Annotated in this window: 25 protein-coding genes; 10 read left to right on the plus strand and 15 right to left on the minus strand. The window is 62.3% G+C overall.

Annotated elements, in window-relative coordinates:
* Nucleotides 1–3: 3 nt before the first annotated feature.
* Nucleotides 4–1,254: a DUF6596 domain-containing protein gene (locus RHEC894_RS18135; protein WP_085738310.1), complete on the plus strand. Its 1,251-nt coding sequence runs from the start codon at nt 4–6 to the stop codon at nt 1,252–1,254.
* Here RHEC894_RS18135 and RHEC894_RS18140 read toward each other — a convergent pair whose 3' ends face one another.
* The 12 genes from RHEC894_RS18140 to RHEC894_RS18195 all read right to left on the minus strand — a co-directional run bounded on the left by RHEC894_RS18140 (nt 1,255) and on the right by RHEC894_RS18195 (nt 14,180).
* Nucleotides 1,255–2,286 carry a peptidoglycan -binding protein gene (locus tag RHEC894_RS18140; RefSeq protein WP_085738311.1) on the minus strand — a complete coding sequence of 344 codons (1,032 nt, stop codon included), beginning with the start codon at nt 2,284–2,286 and terminating at the stop codon, nt 1,255–1,257. It abuts the gene before it with no gap.
* 3 nt (nt 2,287–2,289) lie between these two features.
* Nucleotides 2,290–3,393, minus strand: a complete 1,104-nt coding sequence (locus RHEC894_RS18145; protein WP_085738312.1) for a MotA/TolQ/ExbB proton channel family protein — start codon at nt 3,391–3,393, stop codon at nt 2,290–2,292.
* Nucleotides 3,394–3,505: 112 nt separating this feature from the next.
* The gene (locus RHEC894_RS18150; RefSeq protein WP_085738313.1) at nt 3,506–4,306 is read right to left on the minus strand and encodes an inositol monophosphatase family protein; all 801 of its coding nucleotides are present in this window, start codon (nt 4,304–4,306) and stop codon (nt 3,506–3,508) included.
* 200 nt (nt 4,307–4,506) lie between these two features.
* Complete coding sequence (locus tag RHEC894_RS18155; protein ID WP_085738314.1) at nt 4,507–5,604, minus strand: chemotaxis response regulator protein-glutamate methylesterase; 1,098 nt, start codon at nt 5,602–5,604, stop codon at nt 4,507–4,509.
* Nucleotides 5,605–5,778: 174 nt separating this feature from the next.
* Nucleotides 5,779–6,633: a CheR family methyltransferase gene (locus RHEC894_RS18160; RefSeq protein WP_085738315.1), complete on the minus strand. Its 855-nt coding sequence runs from the start codon at nt 6,631–6,633 to the stop codon at nt 5,779–5,781.
* Nucleotides 6,634–6,662: 29 nt separating this feature from the next.
* Nucleotides 6,663–7,139: a chemotaxis protein CheW gene (locus RHEC894_RS18165; protein ID WP_085738316.1), complete on the minus strand. Its 477-nt coding sequence runs from the start codon at nt 7,137–7,139 to the stop codon at nt 6,663–6,665.
* A 2-nt stretch (nt 7,140–7,141) separates the two neighbouring features.
* Nucleotides 7,142–8,950 carry a methyl-accepting chemotaxis protein gene (locus RHEC894_RS18170; protein WP_085739038.1) on the minus strand — a complete coding sequence of 603 codons (1,809 nt, stop codon included), beginning with the start codon at nt 8,948–8,950 and terminating at the stop codon, nt 7,142–7,144.
* Nucleotides 8,951–9,199: 249 nt separating this feature from the next.
* Nucleotides 9,200–10,897 carry a methyl-accepting chemotaxis protein gene (locus RHEC894_RS18175; protein WP_085738317.1) on the minus strand — a complete coding sequence of 566 codons (1,698 nt, stop codon included), beginning with the start codon at nt 10,895–10,897 and terminating at the stop codon, nt 9,200–9,202.
* 31 nt (nt 10,898–10,928) lie between these two features.
* Complete coding sequence (locus RHEC894_RS18180; RefSeq protein ID WP_010066657.1) at nt 10,929–11,441, minus strand: chemotaxis protein CheW; 513 nt, start codon at nt 11,439–11,441, stop codon at nt 10,929–10,931.
* Nucleotides 11,438–13,489: a chemotaxis protein CheA gene (locus RHEC894_RS18185; RefSeq protein ID WP_085738318.1), complete on the minus strand. Its 2,052-nt coding sequence runs from the start codon at nt 13,487–13,489 to the stop codon at nt 11,438–11,440. The genes RHEC894_RS18180 and RHEC894_RS18185 overlap by 4 nt, the downstream gene beginning before the upstream one ends.
* The gene (locus tag RHEC894_RS18190) at nt 13,486–13,854 is read right to left on the minus strand and encodes a response regulator (RefSeq protein ID WP_010067413.1); all 369 of its coding nucleotides are present in this window, start codon (nt 13,852–13,854) and stop codon (nt 13,486–13,488) included. Before RHEC894_RS18190 ends, RHEC894_RS18185 begins: the two co-directional genes overlap by 4 nt.
* Complete coding sequence (locus tag RHEC894_RS18195) at nt 13,851–14,180, minus strand: STAS domain-containing protein (protein ID WP_085738319.1); 330 nt, start codon at nt 14,178–14,180, stop codon at nt 13,851–13,853. Before RHEC894_RS18195 ends, RHEC894_RS18190 begins: the two co-directional genes overlap by 4 nt.
* A 342-nt stretch (nt 14,181–14,522) precedes the next feature.
* Here RHEC894_RS18195 and RHEC894_RS18200 point away from each other — a divergent pair, with 342 nt between their 5' ends.
* On the plus strand, nt 14,523–16,265 hold the full coding sequence (locus RHEC894_RS18200; protein ID WP_206427927.1) for a chemotaxis protein: 1,743 nt from the start codon (nt 14,523–14,525) through the stop codon (nt 16,263–16,265).
* A gap of 26 nt (nt 16,266–16,291) precedes the next feature.
* On the opposite strand, the gene RHEC894_RS18205 is transcribed toward RHEC894_RS18200, so the two are convergent.
* Together RHEC894_RS18205 and RHEC894_RS18210 are read right to left on the minus strand one after the other, a co-directional pair.
* Complete coding sequence (locus RHEC894_RS18205; protein ID WP_085738321.1) at nt 16,292–17,374, minus strand: tetratricopeptide repeat protein; 1,083 nt, start codon at nt 17,372–17,374, stop codon at nt 16,292–16,294.
* 10 nt (nt 17,375–17,384) lie between these two features.
* Nucleotides 17,385–18,038, minus strand: coding sequence for a thiamine phosphate synthase (locus tag RHEC894_RS18210; RefSeq protein WP_085738322.1), 654 nt, complete (start codon nt 18,036–18,038; stop codon nt 17,385–17,387).
* Between the two features lie 107 nt (nt 18,039–18,145).
* Between RHEC894_RS18210 and RHEC894_RS18215 the strand changes: the two genes are divergently transcribed.
* Complete coding sequence (locus tag RHEC894_RS18215; RefSeq protein WP_085739039.1) at nt 18,146–18,910, plus strand: sulfite exporter TauE/SafE family protein; 765 nt, start codon at nt 18,146–18,148, stop codon at nt 18,908–18,910.
* A gap of 67 nt (nt 18,911–18,977) precedes the next feature.
* Nucleotides 18,978–19,238 carry a metalloregulator ArsR/SmtB family transcription factor gene (locus RHEC894_RS18220; RefSeq protein ID WP_085738323.1) on the plus strand — a complete coding sequence of 87 codons (261 nt, stop codon included), beginning with the start codon at nt 18,978–18,980 and terminating at the stop codon, nt 19,236–19,238.
* 237 nt (nt 19,239–19,475) lie between these two features.
* On the opposite strand, the gene RHEC894_RS18225 is transcribed toward RHEC894_RS18220, so the two are convergent.
* Nucleotides 19,476–19,649 (minus strand): DUF465 domain-containing protein, encoded by a 174-nt coding sequence (locus tag RHEC894_RS18225; RefSeq protein ID WP_085738324.1) that lies wholly within the window; start codon nt 19,647–19,649, stop codon nt 19,476–19,478.
* A gap of 228 nt (nt 19,650–19,877) precedes the next feature.
* On the opposite strand from RHEC894_RS18225, the gene RHEC894_RS18230 reads away from it, so the two are divergent.
* From RHEC894_RS18230 to RHEC894_RS18255, 6 genes are all read left to right on the plus strand, one after another.
* Nucleotides 19,878–20,081, plus strand: coding sequence for a YdcH family protein (locus RHEC894_RS18230; protein ID WP_003566445.1), 204 nt, complete (start codon nt 19,878–19,880; stop codon nt 20,079–20,081).
* A 17-nt stretch (nt 20,082–20,098) separates the two neighbouring features.
* Nucleotides 20,099–20,593, plus strand: coding sequence for a 5-(carboxyamino)imidazole ribonucleotide mutase (purE, locus tag RHEC894_RS18235; RefSeq protein ID WP_085738325.1), 495 nt, complete (start codon nt 20,099–20,101; stop codon nt 20,591–20,593).
* Complete coding sequence (locus tag RHEC894_RS18240; RefSeq protein ID WP_085738326.1) at nt 20,590–21,666, plus strand: 5-(carboxyamino)imidazole ribonucleotide synthase; 1,077 nt, start codon at nt 20,590–20,592, stop codon at nt 21,664–21,666. Before purE ends, RHEC894_RS18240 begins: the two co-directional genes overlap by 4 nt.
* A 164-nt stretch (nt 21,667–21,830) precedes the next feature.
* Entirely contained in the window at nt 21,831–21,956 is a 126-nt protein-coding gene (gene ykgO, locus RHEC894_RS18245; protein WP_003582204.1) for a type B 50S ribosomal protein L36, read from the plus strand.
* 111 nt (nt 21,957–22,067) lie between these two features.
* Nucleotides 22,068–22,676, plus strand: coding sequence for a hypothetical protein (locus tag RHEC894_RS18250; RefSeq protein WP_085738327.1), 609 nt, complete (start codon nt 22,068–22,070; stop codon nt 22,674–22,676).
* 116 nt (nt 22,677–22,792) lie between these two features.
* Nucleotides 22,793–23,848, plus strand: a complete 1,056-nt coding sequence (locus RHEC894_RS18255; RefSeq protein WP_085739040.1) for an alpha/beta hydrolase — start codon at nt 22,793–22,795, stop codon at nt 23,846–23,848.
* Nucleotides 23,849–23,939: the final 91 nt, after the last annotated feature.

Raw genomic sequence — 23,939 nt, forward strand, 5'->3', positions numbered from 1 at the left:
GCAATGCCGCCCGATGCCGGACCCGCCGCCGAAAAGGTGGCACGTCAGTCCTACGGCAAGCTGATCGCCTTCCTCGCCGCCCGCTCGCGCGACGTGCCGGCGGCGGAAGACGCATTGTCGGAAGCGCTGGCTTCGGCCCTTCGTGTCTGGCCGGAGCGCGGCGTCCCCGGCAACCCGGAAGCCTGGCTGCTGGTGGCCGCACGCCGCAATCTCATGCAGGCCGCCCGCCATCGCACCGTCGCGGCCAAGGCGCAAACGACGATATCGCTGGCCTTCGAGGAAGCGGAGGAACGCATGAACGAGGCCGGCAAAGCCGTCTTTCCCGATGAGCGGCTGAAGCTGCTGTTTGCCTGCACACATCCGGCCATAGACAGCTCCGTCCATACCGCGCTGATGCTGCAGACAATCCTCGGCATCGAAGCGAGAACCATTGCCCGGGCATTCGTCGTCTCACCGGAGGCGATGAGCCAGCGGCTGGTGCGGGCCAAGGTGAAAATCCGCGATGCCGGCATTCCCTTCGCCGTCCCGCCTCGCCCAGCTCTCTCAGGGCGGCTCGCCGCCGTACTTTCGGCGATCTACGCCGCATACGGCCTCGGATGGGACGGTCTCGACGGCGAGGAAGAGCACCATTCGCTTGCCAGCGAGGCGATCTGGCTCGGCCGCGCGCTTCTCGCCGTACTGCCCGATGAACCGGAAGCGATCGGTCTCCTGTCGCTGATGCTTCACTGCGAAGCCCGCCGCAGCGCCCGGCGCGACAGCGATGGTCGATATGTACCGCTGGACGAGCAGGATACGGCGGTCTGGAATGCGATCATGATTGCAGAAGCTGATGCGCTGCTGCGCAAGGCCGGAGGTTTCGAGCGTTTCGGCCCCTTCCAGTGCCAGGCCGCGATACAGTCCGTGCATGCCGCCCGCCGGCTGTCGGGAAAGACCGATTGGCAGGCGTTGACAACACTCTATACGGCGCTGGTGATGATGAAGCCGACTCTGGGTGCACGGGTCAGCCAGGCTGCGGTGATCGGCAGGGCCTCAAGCGCCGCCGCCGGCCTGGAGCGGCTCGACCAGCTCGATGCTCGCACGGTCGCAAGCTACCAACCCTACTGGGCGGTGCGCGCCTTTCTCCTGGCTGAGGCCGGTGAAGATACCGCGGCGGCCGACGCCTACATCGCGGCAATCGGCCTCAGCGACAGTCCCGCCGTGCGTGACTTCCTGACCGGCCGGCTGAAGAAGGCGCGGCAGGCGATGTCAGGCTGATCATTTCTCGGTCAGCTTCAGTTCGATCCGGCGGTTGGTGGAGCGCGCATCCGGCGTATCGCCCGGCGCGATCGGCTGGAATTCGCCGAAGCCGGCGGCAACGAGCCGATCGGCCGGCACACCCTGGCCGATCAGGAACTTGACGACCGAAATCGCGCGCGCGGAGGAGAGTTCCCAATTGTCGCGATAACGGCCGGTTCCGGCGAGCGGCACATTGTCGGTATGGCCGTCGACGCGCAGCACCCAGTTGATCTCCGGCGGAATTTCCTTGGCGAGATCGAGAAGGGCGGCCGCAAGCTTTGCCATCTCCGTCTGCCCCTCCGGATTGAGATCGGCGCCGCCCGAGGGAAACAGCACTTCCGACTGGAAGACGAAACGGTCGCCGACGATGCGGATATTCTCGCGGTCGGAAAGGATCTCGCGCAGACGGCCGAAAAAGTCGGAGCGATAGCGGTTCAACTCCTGCACGCGCGCGGCAAGCGCAACGTTCAGGCGACTGCCGAGATCGGCGATCTTCGTCTGCGAGACCCGGTCTTTCTCCTCCGACGCCTGAAGGGCTGCTTCGACGGCAGCGATCTGGCTGCGAAGTGCGGCGATCTGCTGATTCAGCAGCTCGACCTGGCTGAGCGCCCGCTCGCTCACCTGCTTCTGCTCGTCAAGCTCCTGCGTCATCGCGCCGATCCGCTTCTGCGCCGCATCCTGGCCGCCGGAGCCGGCGCTCAGCAAGGCCTGCAGCCGCGAACGCTCGCTTTCGGCACCGGCAAGCGAGGCCTGCAGGTTGGCAACCGAATCCTGAAGGTCCTGGTTGCTGCCCTTTTCAAGCGCGAGAAGCTGCGTCAGTTCGTTGATCTGGCTGTTGAGGCGATTGAGCACCTCATCCCGCCCGGTGATCTCGCGGCTGAGAATGAACTGCCCGACGACGAAGACCGTCAGCAGGAACATGATCGAGATGAGCAGCGTCGACAGCGCATCGACGAAGCCCGGCCAGTAATCCACCGTGCGTTCGCGGCGCCGGTTGCGGGCAAGAGCCATGGCCTACTTGCCCTCGCTCGTTTCTGCCTGGCTGGCGCGGTCGCGCAAACGCTCGCCCCGCTCGCCTGCGCGCTCCTGCACGCCGATACGTTCGGCAAGCCTGTCGAGCGTCCGGCGCATGGCCTTCGCCTCGTCCTGCTGCGCCTCGATCCAGTCGCGCAGCATCTGCTGCTCGTTGCGCATGTTTTTGACCAGACCTTGAATGCCTTCGGCAAGGCTCGCCATCGCGGCGACGGAGCGTTGGGTGCCGCTGCCGCCCTCTTCCGAAACCTTGCGCAGATAATCGGAGAGCGCACGCATGTCGTCGGAGGAAGCGCCGGCAACGGCGTCGAGGGCAGGCGCAAGGTCGGAGCCGACATCTGTGACCGAGGAGAGCCAGTTTTCCAGCTCCATGTAGAAACGGTTCTGCGCGCGCCCGGCCTGCAGGTCGAGGAAGCCGAGAATGAGCGAACCGGAAAGGCCGAGCAGCGAGGAAGAGAACGCCTGGCCCATGCCCGAAAGCGGCGTGGAAAGCCCTTCCTTCAGCGCCGAGAGCACGTCCCCCGTGCCGTTCGAGCCGGCATCGAGCGACTGGATGACGATGCTGATCGAACCGATCGTGCCGATGAGACCCCAGAAAGTGCCGAGCAGGCCGAGGAAGACCAGCAGGCCGATCAGGTAGCGCGAAACGTCGCGCGATTCGTCGAGACGGGTGGCGATCGAATCGAGGATCGAGCGCAGCGCCGTCGTCGACAGCGCCAGGGAGGTCTTGCGGCTGCCGATCAGCGCCCGCATCGGCGCCAGCAGCCGCGGATTACGATTGACCTTGTCGGCGCTGCCGGCGGCGCGGAAGGAGTTGAACCAGCGCACTTCGGGGCGAAGCGCCAGTACATGATTGAAAACAAGAATGATTCCGACCGCGAGGACGCCGACGATCAGGCCGTTGAGGCCTGGATTGTGCATGAAGGCGGTCTGCGTTTGCCGGAAGAGGATGGCGGCGATAAAGCCGACGATAACGAGGAACAGCAGCATCGTCCAGAGGAAGGGCATGGGGCTCGAGAGCCTGTAGGCATAACCGCCGGGCGTCTTTTCGGTGGAGCCGATCTCCGCCACATTCACATTTTCCATAGGTTCAGCTGCCTCCGAACTCACTGCTGGCGGAGACTAGATCAACATTGTGCCGAATTGAAGTATGCCGGGGCGAAAACCGTGACTTTACAACAGCCGGTTTTTCACCCGCTCACTTGGCCGGGATCGGTCGCTTGATAACTTCGACCAGGGCCTTGTGGATGGCTTCGTTGCCGGCGACGATCGCGCCGCTCTCCAGAATGGCCGTGCCGCCGTCCCAGTCGGTGGCGAAACCGCCGGCTTCGCGGATGAGCAGGATACCGGCCGCCATGTCCCAGGGCGCAAGCTCGGCCTCCCAGAAACCATCGAAGCGCCCGGCCGCGACATAGGCAAGGTCGAGCGTCGGCGAGCCCAGGCGGCGGATGCCCGCCACTTCGCCCATCACATGCCGAAGCTCGACCAGGAACTTGCCGTGATTGCGCTTGCCGAGCGCCGGCACACCGCAGCCGATGACGCAATCCGACAGCACGCGGCGCGCGGCGACGCGCAGGCGCCGGTCGTTGAGGAAGGCGCCGCCGCCGCGCTCGGCGGTATAGAGTTCGTCGGTCGCCGGGTTGAAGACGACGGCGGCCACTATCTCGCCGTTGCGTTCGAGCGCGATCGAGACGGCGAAGGCCGGGATGCCGTGCAGGAAGTTCGTCGTGCCGTCGAGCGGGTCGACGATCCAGCGATGTGCTCCGTCCGTTCCCTTGATCTCTTCGCTCTCCTCGCCGAGGAATCCATAGGTCGGACGGGCCTTTAGCAACTCTTCTCTGACGATCTTCTCGGCCTTGCGGTCGGCGCTGGAAACGAAGTCGCCGGGCCCCTTCACCGAAACCTGCAGGTTCTGCACTTCGCCGAAATCACGTCCCAGCGATTTTCCTGCCTTGAGGGCAGCCTGAACCATGACATTGAGAAGAGCTGAACGGGCCATCGGCGCATTTTCCTTGGGACTGATACGAGGTGCGCGCTGCCAGGGGCGGGAAGTGTCCCTGAACATGCATGACAGACAGCGCTGCAAAGATTGGCGGCCTCAAGACCACAAAATCGGGGAAATTTCAAGGGGACGCATGCATGGCTGCCCTGCGGCACCGGAAACCGGCATTTATTCCGGTCGGATCATCAGAAACTGTCTCAGAACTTCTGCTGCGTCAGCATCACTTCACGGGCCATCTGGTCGAGCGGCAGGATGCGGTCGACGCCGCCCTTGGCAATCGCCTCTTTCGGCATGCCGAACACGATTGAACTCGCCTCGTCCTGCGCCACCGTGTAGGCGCCGGCCTGATGCATTTCCAGCATGCCGCGCGCGCCGTCGTCGCCCATGCCGGTCATGATGATCCCCATGGCGTTCGAGCCGGCCGAGCGCGCTGCCGAACGGAAGAGCACGTCGACGGAGGGCCGGTGACGCGACACCAGCGGCCCGGCCTTCACGCTCACATAGTAACGTGCGCCCTGGCGCTCGAGAAGCATGTGCTTGTCGCCGGGCGCAATCAGCACGTGCCCGCGCAGCACCGGGTCGCCGTCGACGGCCTCTTTCACCTCGACCTCGCAGAGCCCGTTCAGCCGCTTGGCGAAGGCGTCGGTGAATCTTTCCGGCATATGCTGGACGATCACCATGCCGGGCGCATTGGCCGGCAATTCCTCCAGAAATTCGCGCAGTGCCTCCGTGCCGCCGGTGGAGGCGCCGACGCAGACGACCATCTCGGTCGTCTTCGCCATGGCCCGTCCCGTCGGCGGCGGCAGCATGACATCCGCCGTCAGCTTCTTGGCCGGCCCGTCGGCCGAGGCCGAGCGGATGGTTCCGGCGGCGCGGCGGACGGTGGGAAGCCGTGCATGCGAGGCACTCTTGACGATTTCGCGAATGCGCATCGCATCATCGGAAAGACTGTCGGCGGCCCCGATCTTCGATTTCAGAATGACGTCGACGGCGCCCGCCTCCAGCGCCTGGATCAGCGTTTGCGAACCTGCTTCCGTCAGCGACGAGCACATCACCACGGGTATCGGCCGCTGCGCCATCAGCTTGCGCAGGAAAGTGATGCCGTCCATGCGCGGCATCTCAACGTCGAGCGTGATGACATCGGGGGTCTCCTCCAGCAGCTTGCGCGCTGCCGCGAAGGGATCGGAAGCCACCGCCATGATCTCGATATCGGGATCCTGCTCCAGCACATGCGTCAGCGTCTGACGGATGCTGGCGGAATCGTCGATAATGAGAACGCGGATTTTCTTGGCCATGAATGCTCCTAGAGCAATTCCAGGAAAAGTGCGAAGCGGTTTTCCATCCGGAATTGCGTAAAAACAAAAAGCGAGAGCGGTTCTGCGCTTCCATCAAAAGCTGAACCGCTGCGCAGAATTCCAGGAAAAGTGGGAAGCGGCTTTCCCAGGATTGCCCGGAAAAATCGACATGTACTAGATACGCTGAAAGACCGTATTGGAGACCTGCTTCAACGGCAGATCGAAGCCGGTGATCGATTCGGAATGACCGATGAACATGTAGCCTCCCTTCGCCAGGCAATCGCAAAGGCGGTTGAGCACGCCTGCCTGGGTCTGCTTGTCAAAGTAGATTAGCACGTTGCGGCAGAAGATGACGTGCATCGGCTCCCCGATCGAATATTTCTCGTCCATCAGGTTCATGCGGGCAAAGCCAATCTTGCTGCGCAGTTTCGGCGTGATGCGCACCTCCCGCCGATCCGGCTGCTTGGCCGTCAGCACATATTTGCGCTGCAGATCACGCGGCACCGGCGCGATGAGATCTTCCGGATAGATGCCCCGGCGCGCCGTCTGCAGCACGTCGGTGGAAAGATCGGTCGCCAGCACGCTGTAGGAGACGTCGTTGCGGCCCTCGGTGAATTCCGCCAGCACCATCGCCATCGTATAGGGTTCCGCCCCCGTCGAGCAGGCCGAACTCCAGGTGCGGATGGTGCGAACGCCGCTGCTGGCGATCGCCGGCAGCGCCGCGCTCTGCAGGTAGTCGAAATGCTTGGCTTCGCGGAAGAAGTCGGTTTTGTTCGTCGTCACCACGTCGATCAGGTAGATTGTTTCCTGGGCGAGGCCGTCGTGGTTGAACAGGAAGTCGCAATAATCGTCGAAGGTCGAATGGTTGGTTGCGCGAAGGCGGCGTCTCAGCCGCCCTTCGAGCATCGTCAGCTTGGTCGGCGGCATCTTGATGCCGCTATAATCATAGATGAACCGGGCAAGCTTTTCGAAATTGCGCTTGCTGATCCGGTCGCCCGGCAATTGGGTTTCCACCGCTGCCATACTCATAGAACGCAGTACTCCGGGGTGACGCGCGGTCAAGCGGCCGATTGCAGTGCCGAGGTGTCCTCGCGCGACAAGAGCCGCGCGAGATCGATGATGACGACAAAACCGTTTTCACGACGAACGACGCCGGCAATATAGTCCGAGCGCCAGCGCACGCCGATGTCGGGTGCCGTCTCGATCTGGTCACGCCGGAACGGCGTGACCTCGAAGACGCGGTCGGCGACGAGGCCGAGGGTGAGCAGCCGATTTTCCAGCGGCACGTCGAGGACGAGCACCCGCGTATGCGGCGTCGGCTCGGTCTTCGTCATGCCGAGCTTCAATCGAAGATCGATCGTCGGCACGCCCTGCCCGCGCACGTCGCGCAGGCCGAGCAGATAGTCGGGACCGTTCGGAATCTTGAAAGCTTCCGCATAGTCGAGGATTTCCCGCACGACCTCGACCGGCACGGCAAAAATCTCCTCGCCGAGGCTGAAGGTCACGAATTGCGCTTCCAGAGGTGTTGGAGCCATGTTCAGGCGCTTTCCTTGAATTCGGCGTCCCCATCATCGGGACCACCCATGGAGAGATCGAGAGCGAAACCCTTTGCCCGCGCCTGCTGGCCGGCGACGCTGTTGGCCGCCGGTTTCCTGACACCGAGCTTGCGGCCGGCGAGGGGAGCCGAACTGCGGACAGTCACCTTTGCAGCCGGCGCGCGGGACTGGTGGTCACCAGCCGTATCTATCTTGAAGAAGGCGATCGAAGTCTGCAACTCTTCGGCCTGGGCGGCGAGTTCCTCGGAGGTTGCCGACATCTGCTCGGAAGCGCCGGCATTCTGCTGCGTCACCCGGTCGAGCTGCTGGATCGCTTCGTTGATCTGCGAGGCGCCGATATCCTGTTCGCGGCAGGCAGCGCTGATCTCGGAGACCAGCTCGGCCGTCTTGCGGATGTCGGGCACCAGCCGGCCGAGCATGTCGCCGGCGTCCTGGGCGGCCTTGACCGTATCACCCGACATCGAGCTGATTTCGGCGGCGGCCGACTGGCTGCGTTCGGCAAGCTTGCGGACTTCCGAAGCGACCACCGCAAAACCCTTGCCGTGTTCGCCGGCACGCGCCGCTTCGACGGCGGCGTTGAGCGCCAAGAGATCGGTCTGACGGGCAATTTCCTGGACGATGCTGATCTTTTCGGCAATGGTCCGCATCGCCTGCACGGCGCGCGACACCGCTTCGCCGCTCATCTCGGCATCCTTGGCCGACTGCCGGGCGATCTTTTCCGTCTGGGCGGCGTTGTCGGCGTTCTGCTTGATATTGGCGGCCATCTGCTCCATCGAAGCGGAAGCCTCTTCGGCGGAAGCCGCCTGTTCGCTGGCGCCCTGCGACACCTGCTCGGAGCTTGAGGACAGTTCCTGACTGCCGGCCGAAACATTTTCTGCGGCAGCAGCCGCATCGGCGACGACGCCACGCAGGCGCTCGACCATCTGCTCGAGCGCAATGCCGAGTGTATCCTTCTCCGAAAGCGGCTTCGGAGCCACCGTCAGATCGCCCTCGGCGATCTGCGCGGCAATGTTGGCGGTGATGCGAAGGTTCTCCGTCATGGTGTTGATCATGTCGACCAGATCCTTGATCTCGTCATTGCTCTTGATCTCGACCTTCTGATTCAGGTCGCCGATCGCGACAGCGCTGGCGACATTCATGATCTTGCGCAGGCCGCTGTTGACGCCGAGCGCGATCCACAGCGCAGCCGCAAAAGCGATGACGGAAGCGCCGATCGCCATGCCGATCAACATGTTCTTGGTCGAACTATACAGAACATCGGTGTCGCTATCGGCCTGCGCCATCGACTTCTGTTGAAGCGCGACGAGTCTTCCAAAAACGTCCTCCATTTCCACGACAAGGGCGCGAACCTCCCCCGAGGAAAGCGCCACGGCGCCTGCTCTGTCACCGCTCTCCTGTATGGAGGCGACTTTGTTGGAGCCTTCGTCGAAGCGTTTTGCAAGCTCGACCAGCCTATCCCAGCTGGGCTTTCCCTCGGCGGTTGCGAGCTGCAGGCCGCTCGTTACGAGGGTAAGCATTTCATCCACGCTTTTCGCCGAATTCTGATAGTCCTTCCTGGCGATTTCGGGATCCGCTTCCAGAAGGGCGTTCTTCTGCCAGCGGACGGCATCGAGCTCGGCAGTTTGCGCTTCCAGAGCCAATTCCAGCCTCTTTGCAGGGCCAGCGATAACGTCGCTGACAGCGTCGTTCAGCGAACTGAGGCTGATGATTCCATAAACCGCGCTGCCCACCAGCAATAATATGACAAAGCCGAAGGCGGCTGCGAGTTTAAGTTTGATTGTAATACGCATCTCAATATCCTCTCTGAGAGCGAAGCAATAAATATGGTCCAGGCGGCGCAGCATCATGCGGCAAATAAATTCCGGTAGGCGAAAACATGCCGCGGAAGGAAGTAAATATACTTCAGTGCCGGCTCCCCCGAGCCGGAAGTCTATGTCGCGGGCCAGGCTGGCCGGCCCGCGACGGTTGCAAACGGGATCGGAGAAAGACGTCCCGTCCCCATGAGGGAGAAAGCGGTCGAGCACCTCAGCCGCGGAGCATTATGCGCTCTCCCTGAAATCGTCGTCACCAGCGTCAGGGCCGCCCATCGACATGTCGAGAGCAAAGCCCTTGAGACGCTGCTGCTGAGCCGAAACCGTCTGGCCGCGGCCCTGCGGCGCCGGTTTGCGGGCAACGGCCGGGGCCCTGAGCCCCTTAGCCGCAGTTTTTGGCTGCACCATGTGAGCGACGGGCCGCGTGCTGCCTGCCGTATCGACCTTGAAGAAGGCAATCGAGGCCTGCAGCTCTTCGGCCTGGGCGGCGAGTTCCTCGGAGGTTGCCGACATCTGTTCGGAGGCGCCGGCATTCTGCTGCGTCACCTTGTCGAGCTGCTGGATCGCTTCGTTGATCTGCGAGGCGCCGATATCCTGTTCGCGGCAGGCAGCGCTGATTTCGGAGACCAGCTCGGCCGTCTTGCGGATGTCGGGCACCAGCCGGCCGAGCATGTCGCCGGCGTCCTGGGCGGCCTTGACCGTATCACCCGACATCGAGCTGATTTCGGCGGCGGCCGACTGGCTGCGTTCAGCAAGCTTGCGCACTTCCGAAGCGACCACCGCAAAGCCCTTGCCGTGTTCGCCGGCACGCGCCGCTTCGACAGCCGCATTCAGCGCCAGCAGGTCCGTCTGGCGGGCGATTTCCTGGACGATACCGATCTTCTGGGCGATCGTGCGCATGGCATCGACAGCACGCGTCACAGCCTCGCCGCTGATTTCGGCATCCTTGGCCGACTGCCGGGCGATCTTCTCCGTCTGGGCGGCATTGTCGGCATTCTGCTTGATGTTGGCGGCCATCTGCTCCATCGAAGCGGAAGCCTCTTCAGCGGAGGCTGCCTGTTCGGTCGCGCCCTGGGATACCTGTTCCGAACTTGCAGAAAGCTGCTGGCTGCCGGAAGAGACATTGTCGGCGGCCGACAAGGCGTCGGCAACAACACCGCGCAGGCGTTCGATCATGGTGTTGACGTTGCCCAGAAGCTCGCCGATTTCGTCGTGGCTGGTGATCTCGGCCATCTTCGTCAGATCGCCTTCGGAGACTTCGCGAACCACGGTGTTGGCGCGGCCAAGCCCCTTGCTGATCGTGTTAGCGATCCAGAAAGCGGTGAGAGCAGCGATCAGCAGGGCGGCGGCGGCGACCGCAACCATCGTCGTGCGCGTCGTCTCGTACTGGTTCTGGGCGCCATCGTCGGCAGCCTTCATGCGCTGCTTTTCAAGCGCCAGGATTTCGCTGAGCGTCGCGTCGATGTCGTTGGCAGCCGCCCGCGCGGTCGTGACGGAAATGGTGTTTGCGCCTTCGGCATTACCGGCCTTCACGAAATCGCGGATCTGATCGTCGGCAGCATCGAAGGTCTTGGAAAGTTCGGCAATGCGCGCCCAGCGCGACTTGCCTTCTTCCGTTGCCAGCGCCAGCACCTGGCTGAACGCACTGGCGAAGTCCTTGCGCGCCTGGTCGCCCTTCGTGATCGCGCGGGTCGTTTCGTCTGCGCTGCGCGCCGTAAGCAGGTTCTTCTGCTGGCGGATCGCCTCAAGCTGGGCAATATTGATCTGCTGCGCGAGATCGAGGCGGGCCGCCGGGCCGGCGAGAAGCCTGTCGATGGTGTCGTTCAGCGATCCAAGGCTGAAAACACCGTAAGCGGCAGTGCCCACGAGCATCAGAATGATGAAGGTGAACGCGGTCACCAGTTTCGTCTTGATTGTCAGTCGCATCGTCAAACCCCCATTTTGAATTCGTCCAGCGTCAGGTCACGGCTCCCGCCGCTTTGTGCCTGGATGAAAAAATTGCGTGCAGATTGGGGAGAATGATGAACTCTCCGCCCCTCTTCACCAGGCAGTTGATGTAGTCGGCGCGCCAGCGCATGCCGACGCTCGGCGGTGCCTCGCTCGCGGATTTTGCCAGCGTCGTTACCTCGTTCACCTTGTCGGTTCTGAGCCCGACGAGCGTCCGCTCGCCCTGTAGATCGATCTCGATGACGATGAAGCGGCTGTCGATCGTGGCCTCCGCCGCCTCCATCCCGAAGGCAAGACGCAGGTCGGCCAGCGGAATGACCTTGCCGCGGAAGTTGATGACGCTGGCGACGAAAGGCTGGCTTCCCGGCACCGCGGTCTCCGGAAGCAGGTCCAGGATTTCCTGGACGATGACCGCTTCCAGCGCGAAAGTCTCGCCGTTGAGATCGAAGGTCAGCACCTCGACTTCCTCGGCATGGCTCCAATGGTTGTCGAATCGTTCGACTGTTGCTGCTTTTGCACTCATCCTGCTACCCGCAATTGCGCCTCCTGCTGCTGACCCGCGGCAACCAGGTGCCCGACGTCGAGAATGAGGGCGACGCTGCCGTCGCCGAGAATGGTGGCGCCCGAAAAGGTCGCGACGTCGTTGTGCAGTTTCGACATCGACTTGATGACCGTCTGGTGGTCGCCGATGATCTGGTCGACGACGAGGCCGACACGCTCCGTGCCCGTGGAGATGACGACGACCTTCTGGTGCACGTCGGGCTTGGTGCCAGTGCGGAAGAGGTCGCGCAGGCGAAGGAACGGCACCAGGCTGTCACGCAGCGAGATGAAGCTGCGGCCGCGCGAGCGCAGATCCTCTTCCAGCGACAATTCGAGGCATTCCTCGACCGCCGAGAGCGGGATGACGTAGCGGCCGGAACCGACACGCACGAGCAGCCCGTCGATGATGGCAAGCGTCAGCGGGATGCGCAGCGACACTTCCGAACCCTGTCCCGGCACGCTGACGATGTCGATCGCGCCGCGAAGCTCTTCGACCGTCTTCTTGACCACGTCCATACCGACGCCGCGGCCGGACAGATTGGTGATCGCCGCAGCCGTCGAGAAACCGGGGGCGAAGATCAGCTGCAGCAGCTCGGAATCGGAAAGAGGCTGGCCGGGATGGATGAGACCGGAAGATTCCGCCTTGGCGCGAACACGTTCGCGATCGATGCCGCGACCGTCGTCCTTGATCGAGATAATAACCTCGCCGCCGGCCTGGCGGGCCGAAAGCGTCACGGTGCCGGCTTCGGTCTTGCCGGCGGCAAGACGGTCGCCAGGCATCTCGAGGCCATGATCGATTGAGTTGCGCACCAGATGCACCAGCGGATCGGCCAGCCGCTCGATGACCGTCTTGTCGACTTCGGTGGTCTCCCCCTCCATCACCAGTTCGATCACCTTGCCGGTCTCACGGGCGAGATCGTGGACGAGGCGGCGGAAGCGGGAGAAGAGGGTTGCCACCGGCACCATGCGCAGCACCATCATCGTGTCGCGCAATTCACCGGAGAGGCGCTCGATTTCTTCCGAAACGGAGCGCAGCGCGATATCGGCGCTGGCGCTGGCAAGCTGACTGAGGCGCGATTGCGCGATGACAAGCTCGCCGACACGGTCCATCAGTTCGTCGAGACGCTCGGCCGGAACGCGGACATTCTCGGCCGACTTCGCCTGGCTGGCCGGCGCGGACGCCTCGCGCCTGGCCGGAACCGCCTCGACGGGACGAAACTGCGGGACGGCAGCCAGCGGAACCGGCACGGCTGATACGGCGGCGATGGGAACAGGTGTCGGCTTTACTTCGACCGGAGCGGCGGTTGCCCCTGCCGCGCAGCCGATCTCCTCGACACTGATTTCCATATCGTCGAGCACGAAGATGAAGACGTCGTCGATCGCCGAGCGGTCCTGCTCGCTGGTCAGCGTCACATCCCAGGTAATGTGGAGTTCCGTCGGAGTGAGCTCGTCGAGAGGCGGAATGGCTGATGTATTGGCGCGCACGGTGCATTCGCCGAGGTCGCGCAGCTCGTCCAGCAGGCCGAGCGGATTGGTGCCGTTGGCCATCGAATTGGCCGGCAGGCTGAAGCGGATGCGCCAGCTGTTCTTTTTCTTTGCCGGGGCTTCGCGCACGACCGCGGGTGCGGAAACAGCTGCCAACGCTGGAGCGGGCGCCTTGCCGCCGACGGCGGCCTGCAACTGCGCCAGAAGTTTCTGGCCGGTATCGCCATGATCGGCATCCGGCTGGTCGACGAGGGCGCGCATGTGGTCCTGGGTGGCGAGAACGGCGGCGACCAGTTCGCTCGTCGCCGCGACCTCTCCCTTGCGGACGCGGTCGAAAGCCGTTTCGCAATGATGAGTGAAGGCTGCGAGCGCCTCGAAGCCGAACATCGCGCCGGAGCCCTTGAGCGTGTGCAGCCCGCGGAACACGGCATCGACGAGGTCCTTGTTGCCGAGATCGTGGGTCAGATCGAGAAGACCGGCCTCGATCGCTTCGAGGCATTCGGCTGCTTCCATGCGGAATACGGCGACCGGATCGAGCGTACTCATCTTCCGAGGACCTTTTTGACGATCTTCACCAGATTTTCCGGGTCGAAGGGCTTGGTCAGCCAGCCCGTTGCACCCGCTGCCTTGGCGCGAGCCTTGAGATCGGCGTCGGATTCCGTCGTCAGGAAGATGATCGGAACACCGGCCTGCCCGGGCAGCTTCCGCAGTTCCTCGATCATCGTCAGCCCGTCCATGACCGGCATGTTGAGATCGGTCACGATCAGATCGAAGCTGCTGCTCTTGGCCTTCGCGAGGCCTTCCGCCCCGTCGGCGGCCTCGGTGACGCTGTAACCGGCATTCGACAGCGTGACCTTGGTGGTCAGGCGGATGCTGGCGGAATCATCAACAGTCAGGATATTTGCACTCATAACGCTACCTCTTTATGCAACCAGAACTTGGCATCTTCTTGATCGAAGGATTCGATGAAACCTGCGCGCTCAAGTACCTTCAGGACCGAGCCGCGAGCAGGTGTAGAAAGCTTGAATGTCTTCCCGTCAGATTTTGCTTGGCGGCGCGATGACTCTATGAGTTGAACGAAACTCAGATCCGCTTCCGCACTTTCGGGAATGTCGATAACGATTGTATCGCGACCCTGAAATGCATCAGAAAACTTTAAATATAGTTCGGATACTGAGCGAATACTCAGCACGTCCGGCAAATTTATAGATTCGTGATATTGTTTAGGAGTATCCAACGCAGCCTCCCCGGCCAGAGAAATACTTGATGACCTTGAAAGGACTCTCACGGCAGCGTTAATGCAGGGTAAACAGCGGTTGTATGAAACTACCGTATAACGAGTCTCGAGACTCCCAATTCTCATGGGGAATAAGTTGTATTATTCTCTCAGAATTTAGAAATAAATAAAATAAAAGCAACAAGTTAAGCAAAATTAACCCTTGGCGGATCCGGCACGGCGCCCCATCCACATCTTTCGTTAATCACAACGCTGACGAGTCCGGCGCGTTTACCGGACGTTTCCATCCTGCCCGTAGAAATAGAGTCAGATTAGCCTATGTTTTAAGAAAAGGTACAAATGTTGGCACACGCTCTGGTATCGCCGAACGCTGCAGCCTACACATCCGGACGGGACATCGGCCGGACCCTGGAATCCGCCCGCAGCCGGGTCGAGGAACGTTTTCTCGAAGGTGGCACGGTGCTGCTCTCGGTGATGGATGTCCTCAACCGCCTGCTGAATTCTCTCGAGGGCGTCACCGCGGCGCTGGACAATGGAGAGTCGAGCGATACCGGTGCCGACCTCCGTGCCACGGTGGAGAGCCTGACGGCGCTGCCCGTCATCGAAGAAAATCGTCAGCAGGCACTCGTCTCGCTGGCGCAGACCGGCAGGGAGCTACGCAAGTACGTCTCCGACATGCAGGAGACGATGCGTTATCTCAGAACCTTCGCCGTCACCGTGAAGATCACCGGCGCCGGCCTTCCTGAATTCGCCGGCTTCGCCCAGGAGATTCTGGAACGAATCTATTCCGGCACCGATGAGGTCAACCGGTTCGCCACGCATCTCGATAGCCTCGACAAGGAGGTCAAACTCGCCGCCTCCTTCGGCGCCAGCGTCTCCAAGGGCTATGCCGATACCGTTCCGGCCGTCGCTGCCGCCCTGCGCGACGATGCCGCCAAGATCGCCCAACACCGCAAGAATCTCGGCGTCGTCGCCCGCGAGGTCGGTGCGATTGCCCGCGGCGTCCAGAGCAAGGCTGCCTCGACGCTGTCTGCCCTGCAGATCGGCGATATTACCCGCCAGCGCATCGAGCATGTGCAGGCCACCCTTTCGCTGCTTGAGGAATTCTTTGCCGGCGAAGACGGCGCAAAGCTCGATGCCGGTGCCCGCAAGCGCCTGCAGAACGTCATCCACCATCTGACCGCAGCGCAGATGAGCGATATGTGCGCCAATTTTCAGCGGGATTCGGAAAATGTCGTCACGACGATCGCCAGTTTCGATCACGACATGCGGGAGATCCTCAAGCTGCGCGACCGGATGAGCGGTGAGAGCGGCGAAGCCGGCGGCAATTTCATGCGGGCGCTGGAATCCAGCGTTTCGGCCGCCCACGAAATCGTCCAGCAAGTCGACACGGCAAGCCGGCAGGCCGACCAGGTGAGCCAGTCGACATCAGGGACGGCCGCCAAACTTTCCGAATCGATCGCCAACATCCGCGCCGTCAAAACCGACATTCATTACATGGCCTTGAACACCAACCTGCGCTGCAGCCGCCTCGGCGAGGAAGGCAGGTCGATCAACGTCGTCACCGCCGAGCTGCGCATCTTCGCCGGCAAGCTCGACGAATCCGCCGACGCCATCGTCACCGGCCTGCCGGCGCTCGAAGCCGCAGCCGGGTGCGTCGCCCCCGCCACCGATGTCGGGGCCGGCGGCCTTGGAGAAAGCCTGACGTCGGCCGTCGGCAACATCCGCTCCGCGGCCAACATGATGGAAAACGAGCTGAAGGTGCTCGCCGAGAACGGTCGTGAGGTCGCCACCAAGATCAGCCTGCTGATCGGCAAACTCGATTTTCAGCGCGATCTCGGTGAGGTCTTTGCCCGTTGCGCCGATCTGCTCGAAAGCGCCGCCGGCACCGAGGTCGCCGATATCTCGGATCTCGCCGAGGCAATCGCACCGCTCGACCGCAAGATCTTCAAGGCCTACACAATGGTCCAGGAGCGCAACATTCATCGCGACATCTTCCCGGCAAACGACGACAGCGCCCCCGCCCCTGTCGAGACCGCCAAACCCGAAAACGACGAGGACCTTTTCGCCGACGCGCTTTTTTAAAAGCGCTCGATGAGAACGCGCGGCGGCTATCGCCGCCGGAACTTGTTGGCGGCCTCGATTGCCGCCTTCTGTTGGTCGTCCTCAATGCCCAGGTAGAAATCCTCGAGCGACGGATCGGCAAGCCCGGCCCGGCGCGACAGCACATACCATTTCGCCGCCTCGACCGGGTCGGGCGGCGTGCCGATGGCGTTGATATAGAGATGGGCGAGCTTGTTCTGCGCTGCGACATTGCCGCCATTGGCGGCAAGTTTCAGCCATTCGAAGCCCTTGACGTAGTCCCTCGGCCCGCCGACGCCATTGACGAGCCAGATGCCGAGATCGAGCTGGGCCGTGTCGAAACCGGCGCGCGCAGCGCGCGCCATCCACTCGCGGGCGAGCTGCTTCTTTTCTTCCGGCAAGTCCTTCAGCGTCGCATAGATCTGCGCCACGGCATATTGCGAATCGGCAATGCCCTGCTCGGCCGATTTCTCGTAGAATGGCAGCGCGAGCTTCAGTCCCTTCTCGCCGGGATTGTCGGCGACGAGGAGTTGCGCCCAGTTGAATTCCGCCGAAGGATTGCCGGCCTCGGCCGCCTTGTGCATGAAGTCGTCGGCCTTGGCTTTGTCGCGCGGCACGCCCTCGCCTTCCATCAGCATCAGCGCATATTTGAACATTGCCGCCGCATCGCCGCCTTCGGCCGCCTTGCCGTACCAGAAGGCCGCATTTTTCACGTCTTTCTTGACGCCGAGACCTTGCGAGAGAATCTCGCCGATCAGCGTCTGCGCCGCGGCATCGCCGAGTTGGGCGCGCGGCAGCGCCTTGTCCATTGCCGTCAGGTAGTAACCGCGCTGGAAGGCGCCGTAAGCCTCGTCGACAGGTCCCTTGTAATCCTTTTCCGGCGGCAGATCCGGCAGCTTCGCACCCATGCGGTCGAACACGCCGACACCATCGGAGGGCCGCACGACCGGGCCGGAAGGCCGGTCGGTGCGGAAAGTCGAGGTCGGCCCGGAGCTTGGCTGGTTTATGACGCTATCGGTTGCTTGCGCCAAGGCGATATCCGGCCCGGCCGCGAAGAGGGCGGCCATGCTGGCAAGGGCAAATTTCAACAGGCGGGCGGTCTGGATCGGCATGAGCGCGATTTCAATCCTCAAACCGTGGCGCTTTTTCGTCAAGCAACGCGTTGATTTCGGCGACGATAGATGGCGCCCGGGCGGGCTCGCCGAAGACCGCCAGCCGCAGCGCCACGAACTCCGCTCCGGTCTCGGCGACGGCAAGCGCCGAGGCCGGATCGGTGCCGCCCATGACGATGCAGGGAATCTCGATCATCGAGGCCCACCATTCGCCGAGCGCAAGGTTCTTCGGATGCGCCTCGGGCTTGATATCGCCGTCGAGCTTGCCGAAGAAGATATAGTCCGGCCTGACTTCGCCGATCTCGAGCGCTTTGTGACGGTCGGCCGCGTTGCCGCCGCCGACGATCAGTTTCGGCGCGTGTTTATCGATCGCCTCCGAAAGCGCCTCCGCATTGCCGGAAAGATGCAGGCCATCGGCCTTCGCCCGGCCTGCAACACGGCTGTCGCCTGATATCAGCGCCGCCGCTCCGGCATCCTGGATCAGCGGCACCAGCTTCTCCGCATGTTTCTGGAAGGTGCCGTCGTCGAGCCCATATTGCGGCACGATCACCGAGGCGACATCGCCGCCCTTCAGCGCGTCGGCGACAATCCTCGTCTGTTGATCGGCATCGGCAATATCCGGTGCGATGAGCACAAGGCGGCAGCGGTTTTCCGGTTCGGTCATGAGGTCTTTCCGTTTCCTGCGAATTTCCCCTCGAAATGAGGGAGCCGCACTCGTTTTGTGTGAGTAGTTCCGTTAGACGAGGCTTGCAAGAGGAGGACGTCGAAAGCATGCCGCAGGATTTGTCATTCTACTACGCCGCCGTGCCTGCCGTTCTGCTGGTGGGCCTCGCAAAGGGCGGCATGGGCGACGCTTTGTCGCTGATCGGCCTGCCCTTCCTCGCCCTCGTCGTCTCGCCGGTCGAGGCGGCGGCGATCCTTCTGCCGATCCTGGTCTTCATGGACATGATCTCGCTCGTCATCTGGCGCAAGCACGGCGACTGGGCGACGCTGAAGATCATGCTGCCGGGCGCCGTCTTCGGCATCGCGCTGGGCTGGGCGACCTCGGCACTCGTTCCGGGCAATGTGCTGCGCATCGTCATCGGCGCGGTGACCATCCTCTTCTGCCTGCGCTATTTCTGGAACAATTACGGCCCGGGCGCCGACAAGATAGTCCCGCCGCGCGGCCAGCGACCGGTGGCCGCCGGCCTCTGGGGCACGTTTTCCGGTTACGGCAGCTTCGTCGCGCATGCGGGCGGCGCGCCCTTTCAGATCTATGCCCTGCCGCTGAAACTGCAGCCGCGCGAATATACCGGCACCAGCGTGCGCTTCTTTGCGATCCTCAACGCCATCAAGCTGATCCCCTATTTCGCGCTCGGCCAGCTCGATACCCAGAATCTTGCGACCTCCGCGACGCTTCTGCCCTTCGCTCCGCTCGCCACCCTCGCCGGCGCCTGGTGCGTGCGCCGCATGAGACCGGCGATCTTCTATCCGTTCATGTATGCGATGGCCCTGATCGCTGCGTTGCTGATCGTGCGCGAGGGCCTTGGCTGGTAAGGGCTCCAGCACGCTGCATTGCACAATTTCCTTGCTGCGGCGGCCGGTTTGACGTAGCGTTCCCGTTATGTCGAACACGGACCCTTTCTCTGCGATTGCCGATCCGAACCGGCGTTTTCTGCTGGAGGAGTTGCGCCGCGCACCACGGACGGTCAACGAACTCGCCGAGGGCCTGCCGATCAGCCGCCCCGCTGTTTCGCAGCACCTGAAGGCGCTGCTCGACAGCAACCTCGTCTCGGTGACATCGGAAGGCACGAAACGCATCTATACGGTCAACAACCGCGGTTTCGACGCCCTCAATTTATGGCTGGATCAGTTCTGGGCTTAAGGCCTGCCCGGCTAAAGCGCGTCGCGATCTTTCAGATTAGCTCCTTGCGCTTCAGATCGTTGCGCTTCAGGTCCTTGATTTACGCACATCCCTATCGCAAAAGCGCCAACCGCGATGCTGCAGGCATCGGGCTGGCGCAAATCTGGTGTGAAATCACCGGTTCTTGCTGATTTTAGGCGGAATGGATGGATTTACCTTTTCTTTCGCAAGACGATCGACCGGCGACCCTTGGGAAGATCAGTGGACGGATGACTTGAGACGCTGAATCTCGTCCTTGATGCGCAACTTGCGGCGCTTGCATTCGGCAATTTCCGTATCGGAGATAGAGGGAGCTGTTCTGAGCGTGTGCAACTCTTCCTCGAGAGCGACATGTTTTTTCTGGAGTGATTCAAGATGAGCTTCAACTGTCATTTGACCCTTCCTTCCTCTTACCCTCCCCGGCCATCAGCGTCGGGGATCAAGGTGTCAACGGCGGGGACTGTGACATATTTTTGACGGCTTGTCGAAGGCCAAAAGATGAAGACTGGATGGCAATTTCATGATCAAGACTAACTAGCCGTTACCTGTATTTGGTGATAGGAGCTTGCGGAAATCATCGGCAGATCGGACAAGATCCGAGGACGATAACGGGGAATGCATATGGCCGATCAGGAACAGGCGGAAATCAGGCTGACGGTAGCACGGCTGCGCCAGGAGCACGAGGATTTCGACGCCGCGATCAACGCCATGATCCAGATCGGATGCGATGCTCTGCGGATCCAGCGCATGAAGAAGAAGAAGCTCGTCATCAAGGACAGGCTCTCCAAGCTGGAAGATCAGATCATCCCTGACATCATCGCTTGAGAGGGGTAACGACAACGATGACAGACAGACCGTCCGTCGCCATCATCATGGGCAGCCAGTCCGACTGGGAGACCATGAAGAACGCCGCCGACACGCTGGAGGCGCTGGAGATCCCTTATGATGCGCGCATCATTTCGGCGCACCGCACAGTCGACCGGCTGGTCAATTTTGCCAAGGGCGCACGGGCGGAAGGCTTCAAGGTCATCATCGCCGGCGCCGGCGGCGCAGCCCATCTGCCTGGCATGACCGCATCGATGACGCCGCTGCCGGTTTTCGGCGTGCCGGTCCAGTCCAAAGCCCTCTCCGGCCAGGACAGCCTTCTTTCCATCGTGCAGATGCCGGCCGGCATTCCGGTGGGAACGCTCGCCATCGGCAAGGCCGGCGCGGTCAACGCCGCCCTTCTTGCCGCCGCTGTCCTTGCCCTCGCCGACGACGAAATCGCCGACCGGCTCGACGAGTGGCGCGAGCGCCAGAGTGCTGCCGTCGCCGAATACCCGATGGACGACCTATGACGGCAAGAACGATCGGCATCATCGGCGGCGGCCAGCTCGGCCGCATGCTGGCCATTGCCGCCGCAAGGTTGAATTTTCGCACGATCATTCTCGAGCCGCAGACCGACTGCCCGGCCGCCCAGCTCGCCAACCGGCAGATTGTCGCCGCCTATGACGATCCGGCGGCACTGGCCGAACTGGCGCATGCCTGCGATATCGTCACCTACGAATTCGAAAACGTGCCCGTCGCAGCCGCCGAAACGCTCTCTGCAAGCGTGCCCGTCTATCCGCCGCCGAAGGCGTTGGAAGCCGCTCAGGACCGCCTCGTCGAAAAACGCTTCCTCAATGGCTGCGGCATATCCACCGCCCGCTTCCACGCAATCGACAGCCAGGCCGATCTCGAAATGGCGCTTCAGGATTTCGGCGGCCAGGGTGTATTGAAGACCCGCCGTCTCGGTTATGACGGCAAGGGCCAGAAGGTTTTCCGTTCGGAGGCCGACAGCGCTGATGGCGCCTATGCCGCGCTCGGCGCCGTGCCGCTCATTCTCGAAAGCTTCATCGCCTTCGAGCGCGAAGTCTCGATTATTGCCGCCCGCGCCACGGATGGTACGGTCGTCTGCTTCGACCCCGCCGAGAATGTCCACCGCAACGGCATCCTCCACACCTCGACGGTTCCCGCCGCAATCTCCGCGCAGACAGCGGAAGCCGCACGCCGATCGGCCGAAACGATCCTCGCCGCGTTGAACTATGTGGGCGTCATCGGCATCGAATTCTTCGTGCTTGCCGACGGCGGCCTGATCGCCAACGAGATGGCGCCGCGTGTGCACAACTCCGGCCATTGGACGGAGGCGGCCTGCGTCGTCAGCCAGTTCGAACAGCATATCCGCGCCGTCGCCGGCCTGCCGCTCGGCAATGCCGATCGCCATTCCGACTGTGTCCTGCAGAACCTGATCGGTGACGATATCCTTGCCGTTCCCGACTGGCTTCAGCGCCCCGATACGCTGGTTCATCTCTACGGCAAGACCGAATGGCGCCCCGGCCGCAAGATGGGCCATGTCACCACCTTGGCGCCGAAATCCCCGGTTTCCAGGTGAGAAAACACCTCTGCGCCTTGGGAAAAACACCGTCATGTGGTTGACACGGTGGAGGTGACGGGGTATCTGCTCCCCCACCTAAAGAGCGCGCCCGACGGCGCGCTTTTGATTGTTAAAGATACGGGCGAATGTGAATTCCCCCATAGAGATCGCGGATCAGAAAAATGAAGATCAAGAATTCGCTCAAGTCGCTCAAGGCTCGTCACCGTGACAACCGTCTGGTTCGCCGCAAGGGCCGCATCTACATCATCAACAAGCTGAACCCGCGCTACAAGGCTCGTCAGGGCTGATTTCGCGCGTCCGGATCGCCTTGCCGCGCCACTTGCGCCGGCGAATATATCCGGGGGATCACTGCGGTGATCACGTCAAATTTGTTTGATCTTCGGCGTTGGCGGGCTAGTATGTCCGCCATGCGCTTTTTTGCTTTGACGTCAGCGGCGCTGCCGCTCATCTTTTTCATCCCCAGCTTTCCGGCCGTTGCGGCGGAAAAGGACGTTATCGTCGAGCAGGCGGATGTCAATTCTTCACCGAAGCAGCACCTCGACCAGCTCTTTGCCCAGCTGAAACGCGAGCGCGACCCCGACAAGGCCAGCAGCATCGCCAATGAGATTCGCACGGAATGGAACGATTCCGGTAGCGCCACCGTCAATCTGCTGATGCAGTGGGCCGACAAGGCGATCGAGGAAAAGCGCAATCCCGCCGCCCTTGATTTCCTTGACGAGGCGATCGCGCTGAAGCCCGATTATGCCGAGAGCTGGAACCGTCGCGCCACGCTGAACTTCGTCATGGGCAATTATCGCAAGTCGATGTCCGACATCGAACGTGTGCTCGATCTCGAGCCGCGCCATTTCGGCGCGCTCTCCGGCATGGCGGCGATCCTCAGCAATTCGGGCAACGACCAGCTGACCTTGAAGGCTTGGGAGCGTTTCCTCGATGTCTATCCCGCCGAACGCACCGCGCAGGAACAGGTCAACACGCTGTCGGAAAAACTCGCCGGCAACCGCACGTGATCCTCGGGGCGTGATCTTGATCTCCGGCAAAGCCGCGCAATTTAGAACTGTAGACGGGAAAAGACGCAGTGCGTCCGCTCTCGGCAAAACAGCCGCAACTATCGCCCGTTAAGATCATGCTTGCAGAAGTTTCCGCTCTTCTCGCTCCGCTCGCCGCCGCCATCGGTTACTCCTCCTACAAGGCGCGACAATTCGAACGAACCTATCCGAATATCGGCGAACTGACGGATGTCGGCGGTTACCGCATGAATGCCGTCCATATCGAGCGTCCCGAAAATGCCGATCTGCCGGCGCTCGTCTTCATTCATGGCGCCAGCGGCAATCTGCTCGACCAGGTCGTCGCCTTCCGCGCCGCGCTCGAGGGTCGGGCGGAAATGCTCTTCGTCGATCGTCCCGGTCACGGTTATTCCGAACGCGGCGGTCCCGATAATGCCGTTCCCTCCGGTCAGGCCGATGCGATCGCCAGGCTGATGGAAAAGCGCGGCATCGAAAAAGCTATCATCGTCGGCCATTCCTTCGGCGGCGCGATCACCGCCGCCTTCGGCCTGCGCCATCCCGAAAAGGCCGCCGGCCTGCTCTTTCTCGCACCCGCCACCCATCCCTGGCCGGGCGGCATCGACTGGTACTATCATGTCGCCACCGCACCGATCGTCGGCTGGCTGTTCAACCACGCGATCGTCGTGCCGCTCGGGCTGAGCCGGCTGGAACGCGGCACGCTGAATGTTTTCCGCCCCAATCCGCGTCCGGTCGATTATATCGAGAAAACAGGTCCGTCGCTGGTGCTGCGGCCGGGCGCCTTCCACAACAACGCCGCCGATTTCAAAAGGCTGCTCGCCTATGTGAAGGAACAGTCGCCGCTCTATGCGCAGATCACCGCACCGACCGTCATCATAACCGGCGATAGCGACGCGATCGTCTGGGAGCACCTGCATTCGCGCGGCCTGGCCCGCGACATAGCAGGCTCCGAGCTCATCACCGTTCGCGGCGTCGGCCACAAGCCGGATTATCTCGCAACCGATGTCGCCATCGCCGCCATCGAGAAGATATCAGGCAAACCGCGCGACCTGCAGGCAATTGCCCGCCGGGCCGAGGAGAGGCTCGCCGCCGCATCCTCTGATCGGACGGTCGCGACGGCGCCGTCGTTGCGGCCAGAGGCCCTGCACGGCGCATGACCTCGCGAGCTTCGGAACTCGTCACATAAAACCAATCCCTTGCATTGCCTGAGGCTGCCGCAGCCCCATATGTTTCCATCATTGTCCATAG

This window comes from Rhizobium sp. CIAT894 (assembly GCF_000172795.2).
Taxonomy (GTDB): Bacteria; Pseudomonadota; Alphaproteobacteria; order Rhizobiales; family Rhizobiaceae; genus Rhizobium.

Bases quoted from the DNA above. Each gene is read 5' to 3' on its own strand.
- RHEC894_RS18165 (WP_085738316.1), bottom strand. From the start codon at position 7,139: ATGGCTCCAACACCTCTGGAAGCGCAATTCGTGACCTTCAGCCTCGGC.
- RHEC894_RS18180 (WP_010066657.1), bottom strand. From the start codon at position 11,441: ATGAGTGCAAAAGCAGCAACAGTCGAACGATTCGACAACCATTGGAGC.
- RHEC894_RS18255 (WP_085739040.1), top strand. From the start codon at position 22,793: ATGCTTGCAGAAGTTTCCGCTCTTCTCGCTCCGCTCGCCGCCGCCATC.
- RHEC894_RS18220 (WP_085738323.1), top strand. From the start codon at position 18,978: ATGTCGAACACGGACCCTTTCTCTGCGATTGCCGATCCGAACCGGCGT.
- RHEC894_RS18210 (WP_085738322.1), bottom strand. From the start codon at position 18,038: ATGACCGAACCGGAAAACCGCTGCCGCCTTGTGCTCATCGCACCGGAT.
- purE (WP_085738325.1), top strand. From the start codon at position 20,099: ATGACAGACAGACCGTCCGTCGCCATCATCATGGGCAGCCAGTCCGAC.
- RHEC894_RS18155 (WP_085738314.1), bottom strand. From the start codon at position 5,604: ATGGCCAAGAAAATCCGCGTTCTCATTATCGACGATTCCGCCAGCATC.
- RHEC894_RS18150 (WP_085738313.1), bottom strand. From the start codon at position 4,306: ATGGCCCGTTCAGCTCTTCTCAATGTCATGGTTCAGGCTGCCCTCAAG.
- RHEC894_RS18240 (WP_085738326.1), top strand. From the start codon at position 20,590: ATGACGGCAAGAACGATCGGCATCATCGGCGGCGGCCAGCTCGGCCGC.
- RHEC894_RS18230 (WP_003566445.1), top strand. From the start codon at position 19,878: ATGGCCGATCAGGAACAGGCGGAAATCAGGCTGACGGTAGCACGGCTG.
- RHEC894_RS18160 (WP_085738315.1), bottom strand. From the start codon at position 6,633: ATGAGTATGGCAGCGGTGGAAACCCAATTGCCGGGCGACCGGATCAGC.
- RHEC894_RS18170 (WP_085739038.1), bottom strand. From the start codon at position 8,950: ATGCGTATTACAATCAAACTTAAACTCGCAGCCGCCTTCGGCTTTGTC.
- ykgO (WP_003582204.1), top strand. From the start codon at position 21,831: ATGAAGATCAAGAATTCGCTCAAGTCGCTCAAGGCTCGTCACCGTGAC.
- RHEC894_RS18215 (WP_085739039.1), top strand. From the start codon at position 18,146: ATGCCGCAGGATTTGTCATTCTACTACGCCGCCGTGCCTGCCGTTCTG.
- RHEC894_RS18225 (WP_085738324.1), bottom strand. From the start codon at position 19,649: ATGACAGTTGAAGCTCATCTTGAATCACTCCAGAAAAAACATGTCGCT.
- RHEC894_RS18140 (WP_085738311.1), bottom strand. From the start codon at position 2,286: ATGGCTCTTGCCCGCAACCGGCGCCGCGAACGCACGGTGGATTACTGG.
- RHEC894_RS18175 (WP_085738317.1), bottom strand. From the start codon at position 10,897: ATGCGACTGACAATCAAGACGAAACTGGTGACCGCGTTCACCTTCATC.
- RHEC894_RS18190 (WP_010067413.1), bottom strand. From the start codon at position 13,854: ATGAGTGCAAATATCCTGACTGTTGATGATTCCGCCAGCATCCGCCTG.
- RHEC894_RS18145 (WP_085738312.1), bottom strand. From the start codon at position 3,393: ATGGAAAATGTGAATGTGGCGGAGATCGGCTCCACCGAAAAGACGCCC.
- RHEC894_RS18135 (WP_085738310.1), top strand. From the start codon at position 4: ATGCCGCCCGATGCCGGACCCGCCGCCGAAAAGGTGGCACGTCAGTCC.
- RHEC894_RS18205 (WP_085738321.1), bottom strand. From the start codon at position 17,374: ATGCCGATCCAGACCGCCCGCCTGTTGAAATTTGCCCTTGCCAGCATG.
- RHEC894_RS18185 (WP_085738318.1), bottom strand. From the start codon at position 13,489: ATGAGTACGCTCGATCCGGTCGCCGTATTCCGCATGGAAGCAGCCGAA.
- RHEC894_RS18250 (WP_085738327.1), top strand. From the start codon at position 22,068: ATGTCCGCCATGCGCTTTTTTGCTTTGACGTCAGCGGCGCTGCCGCTC.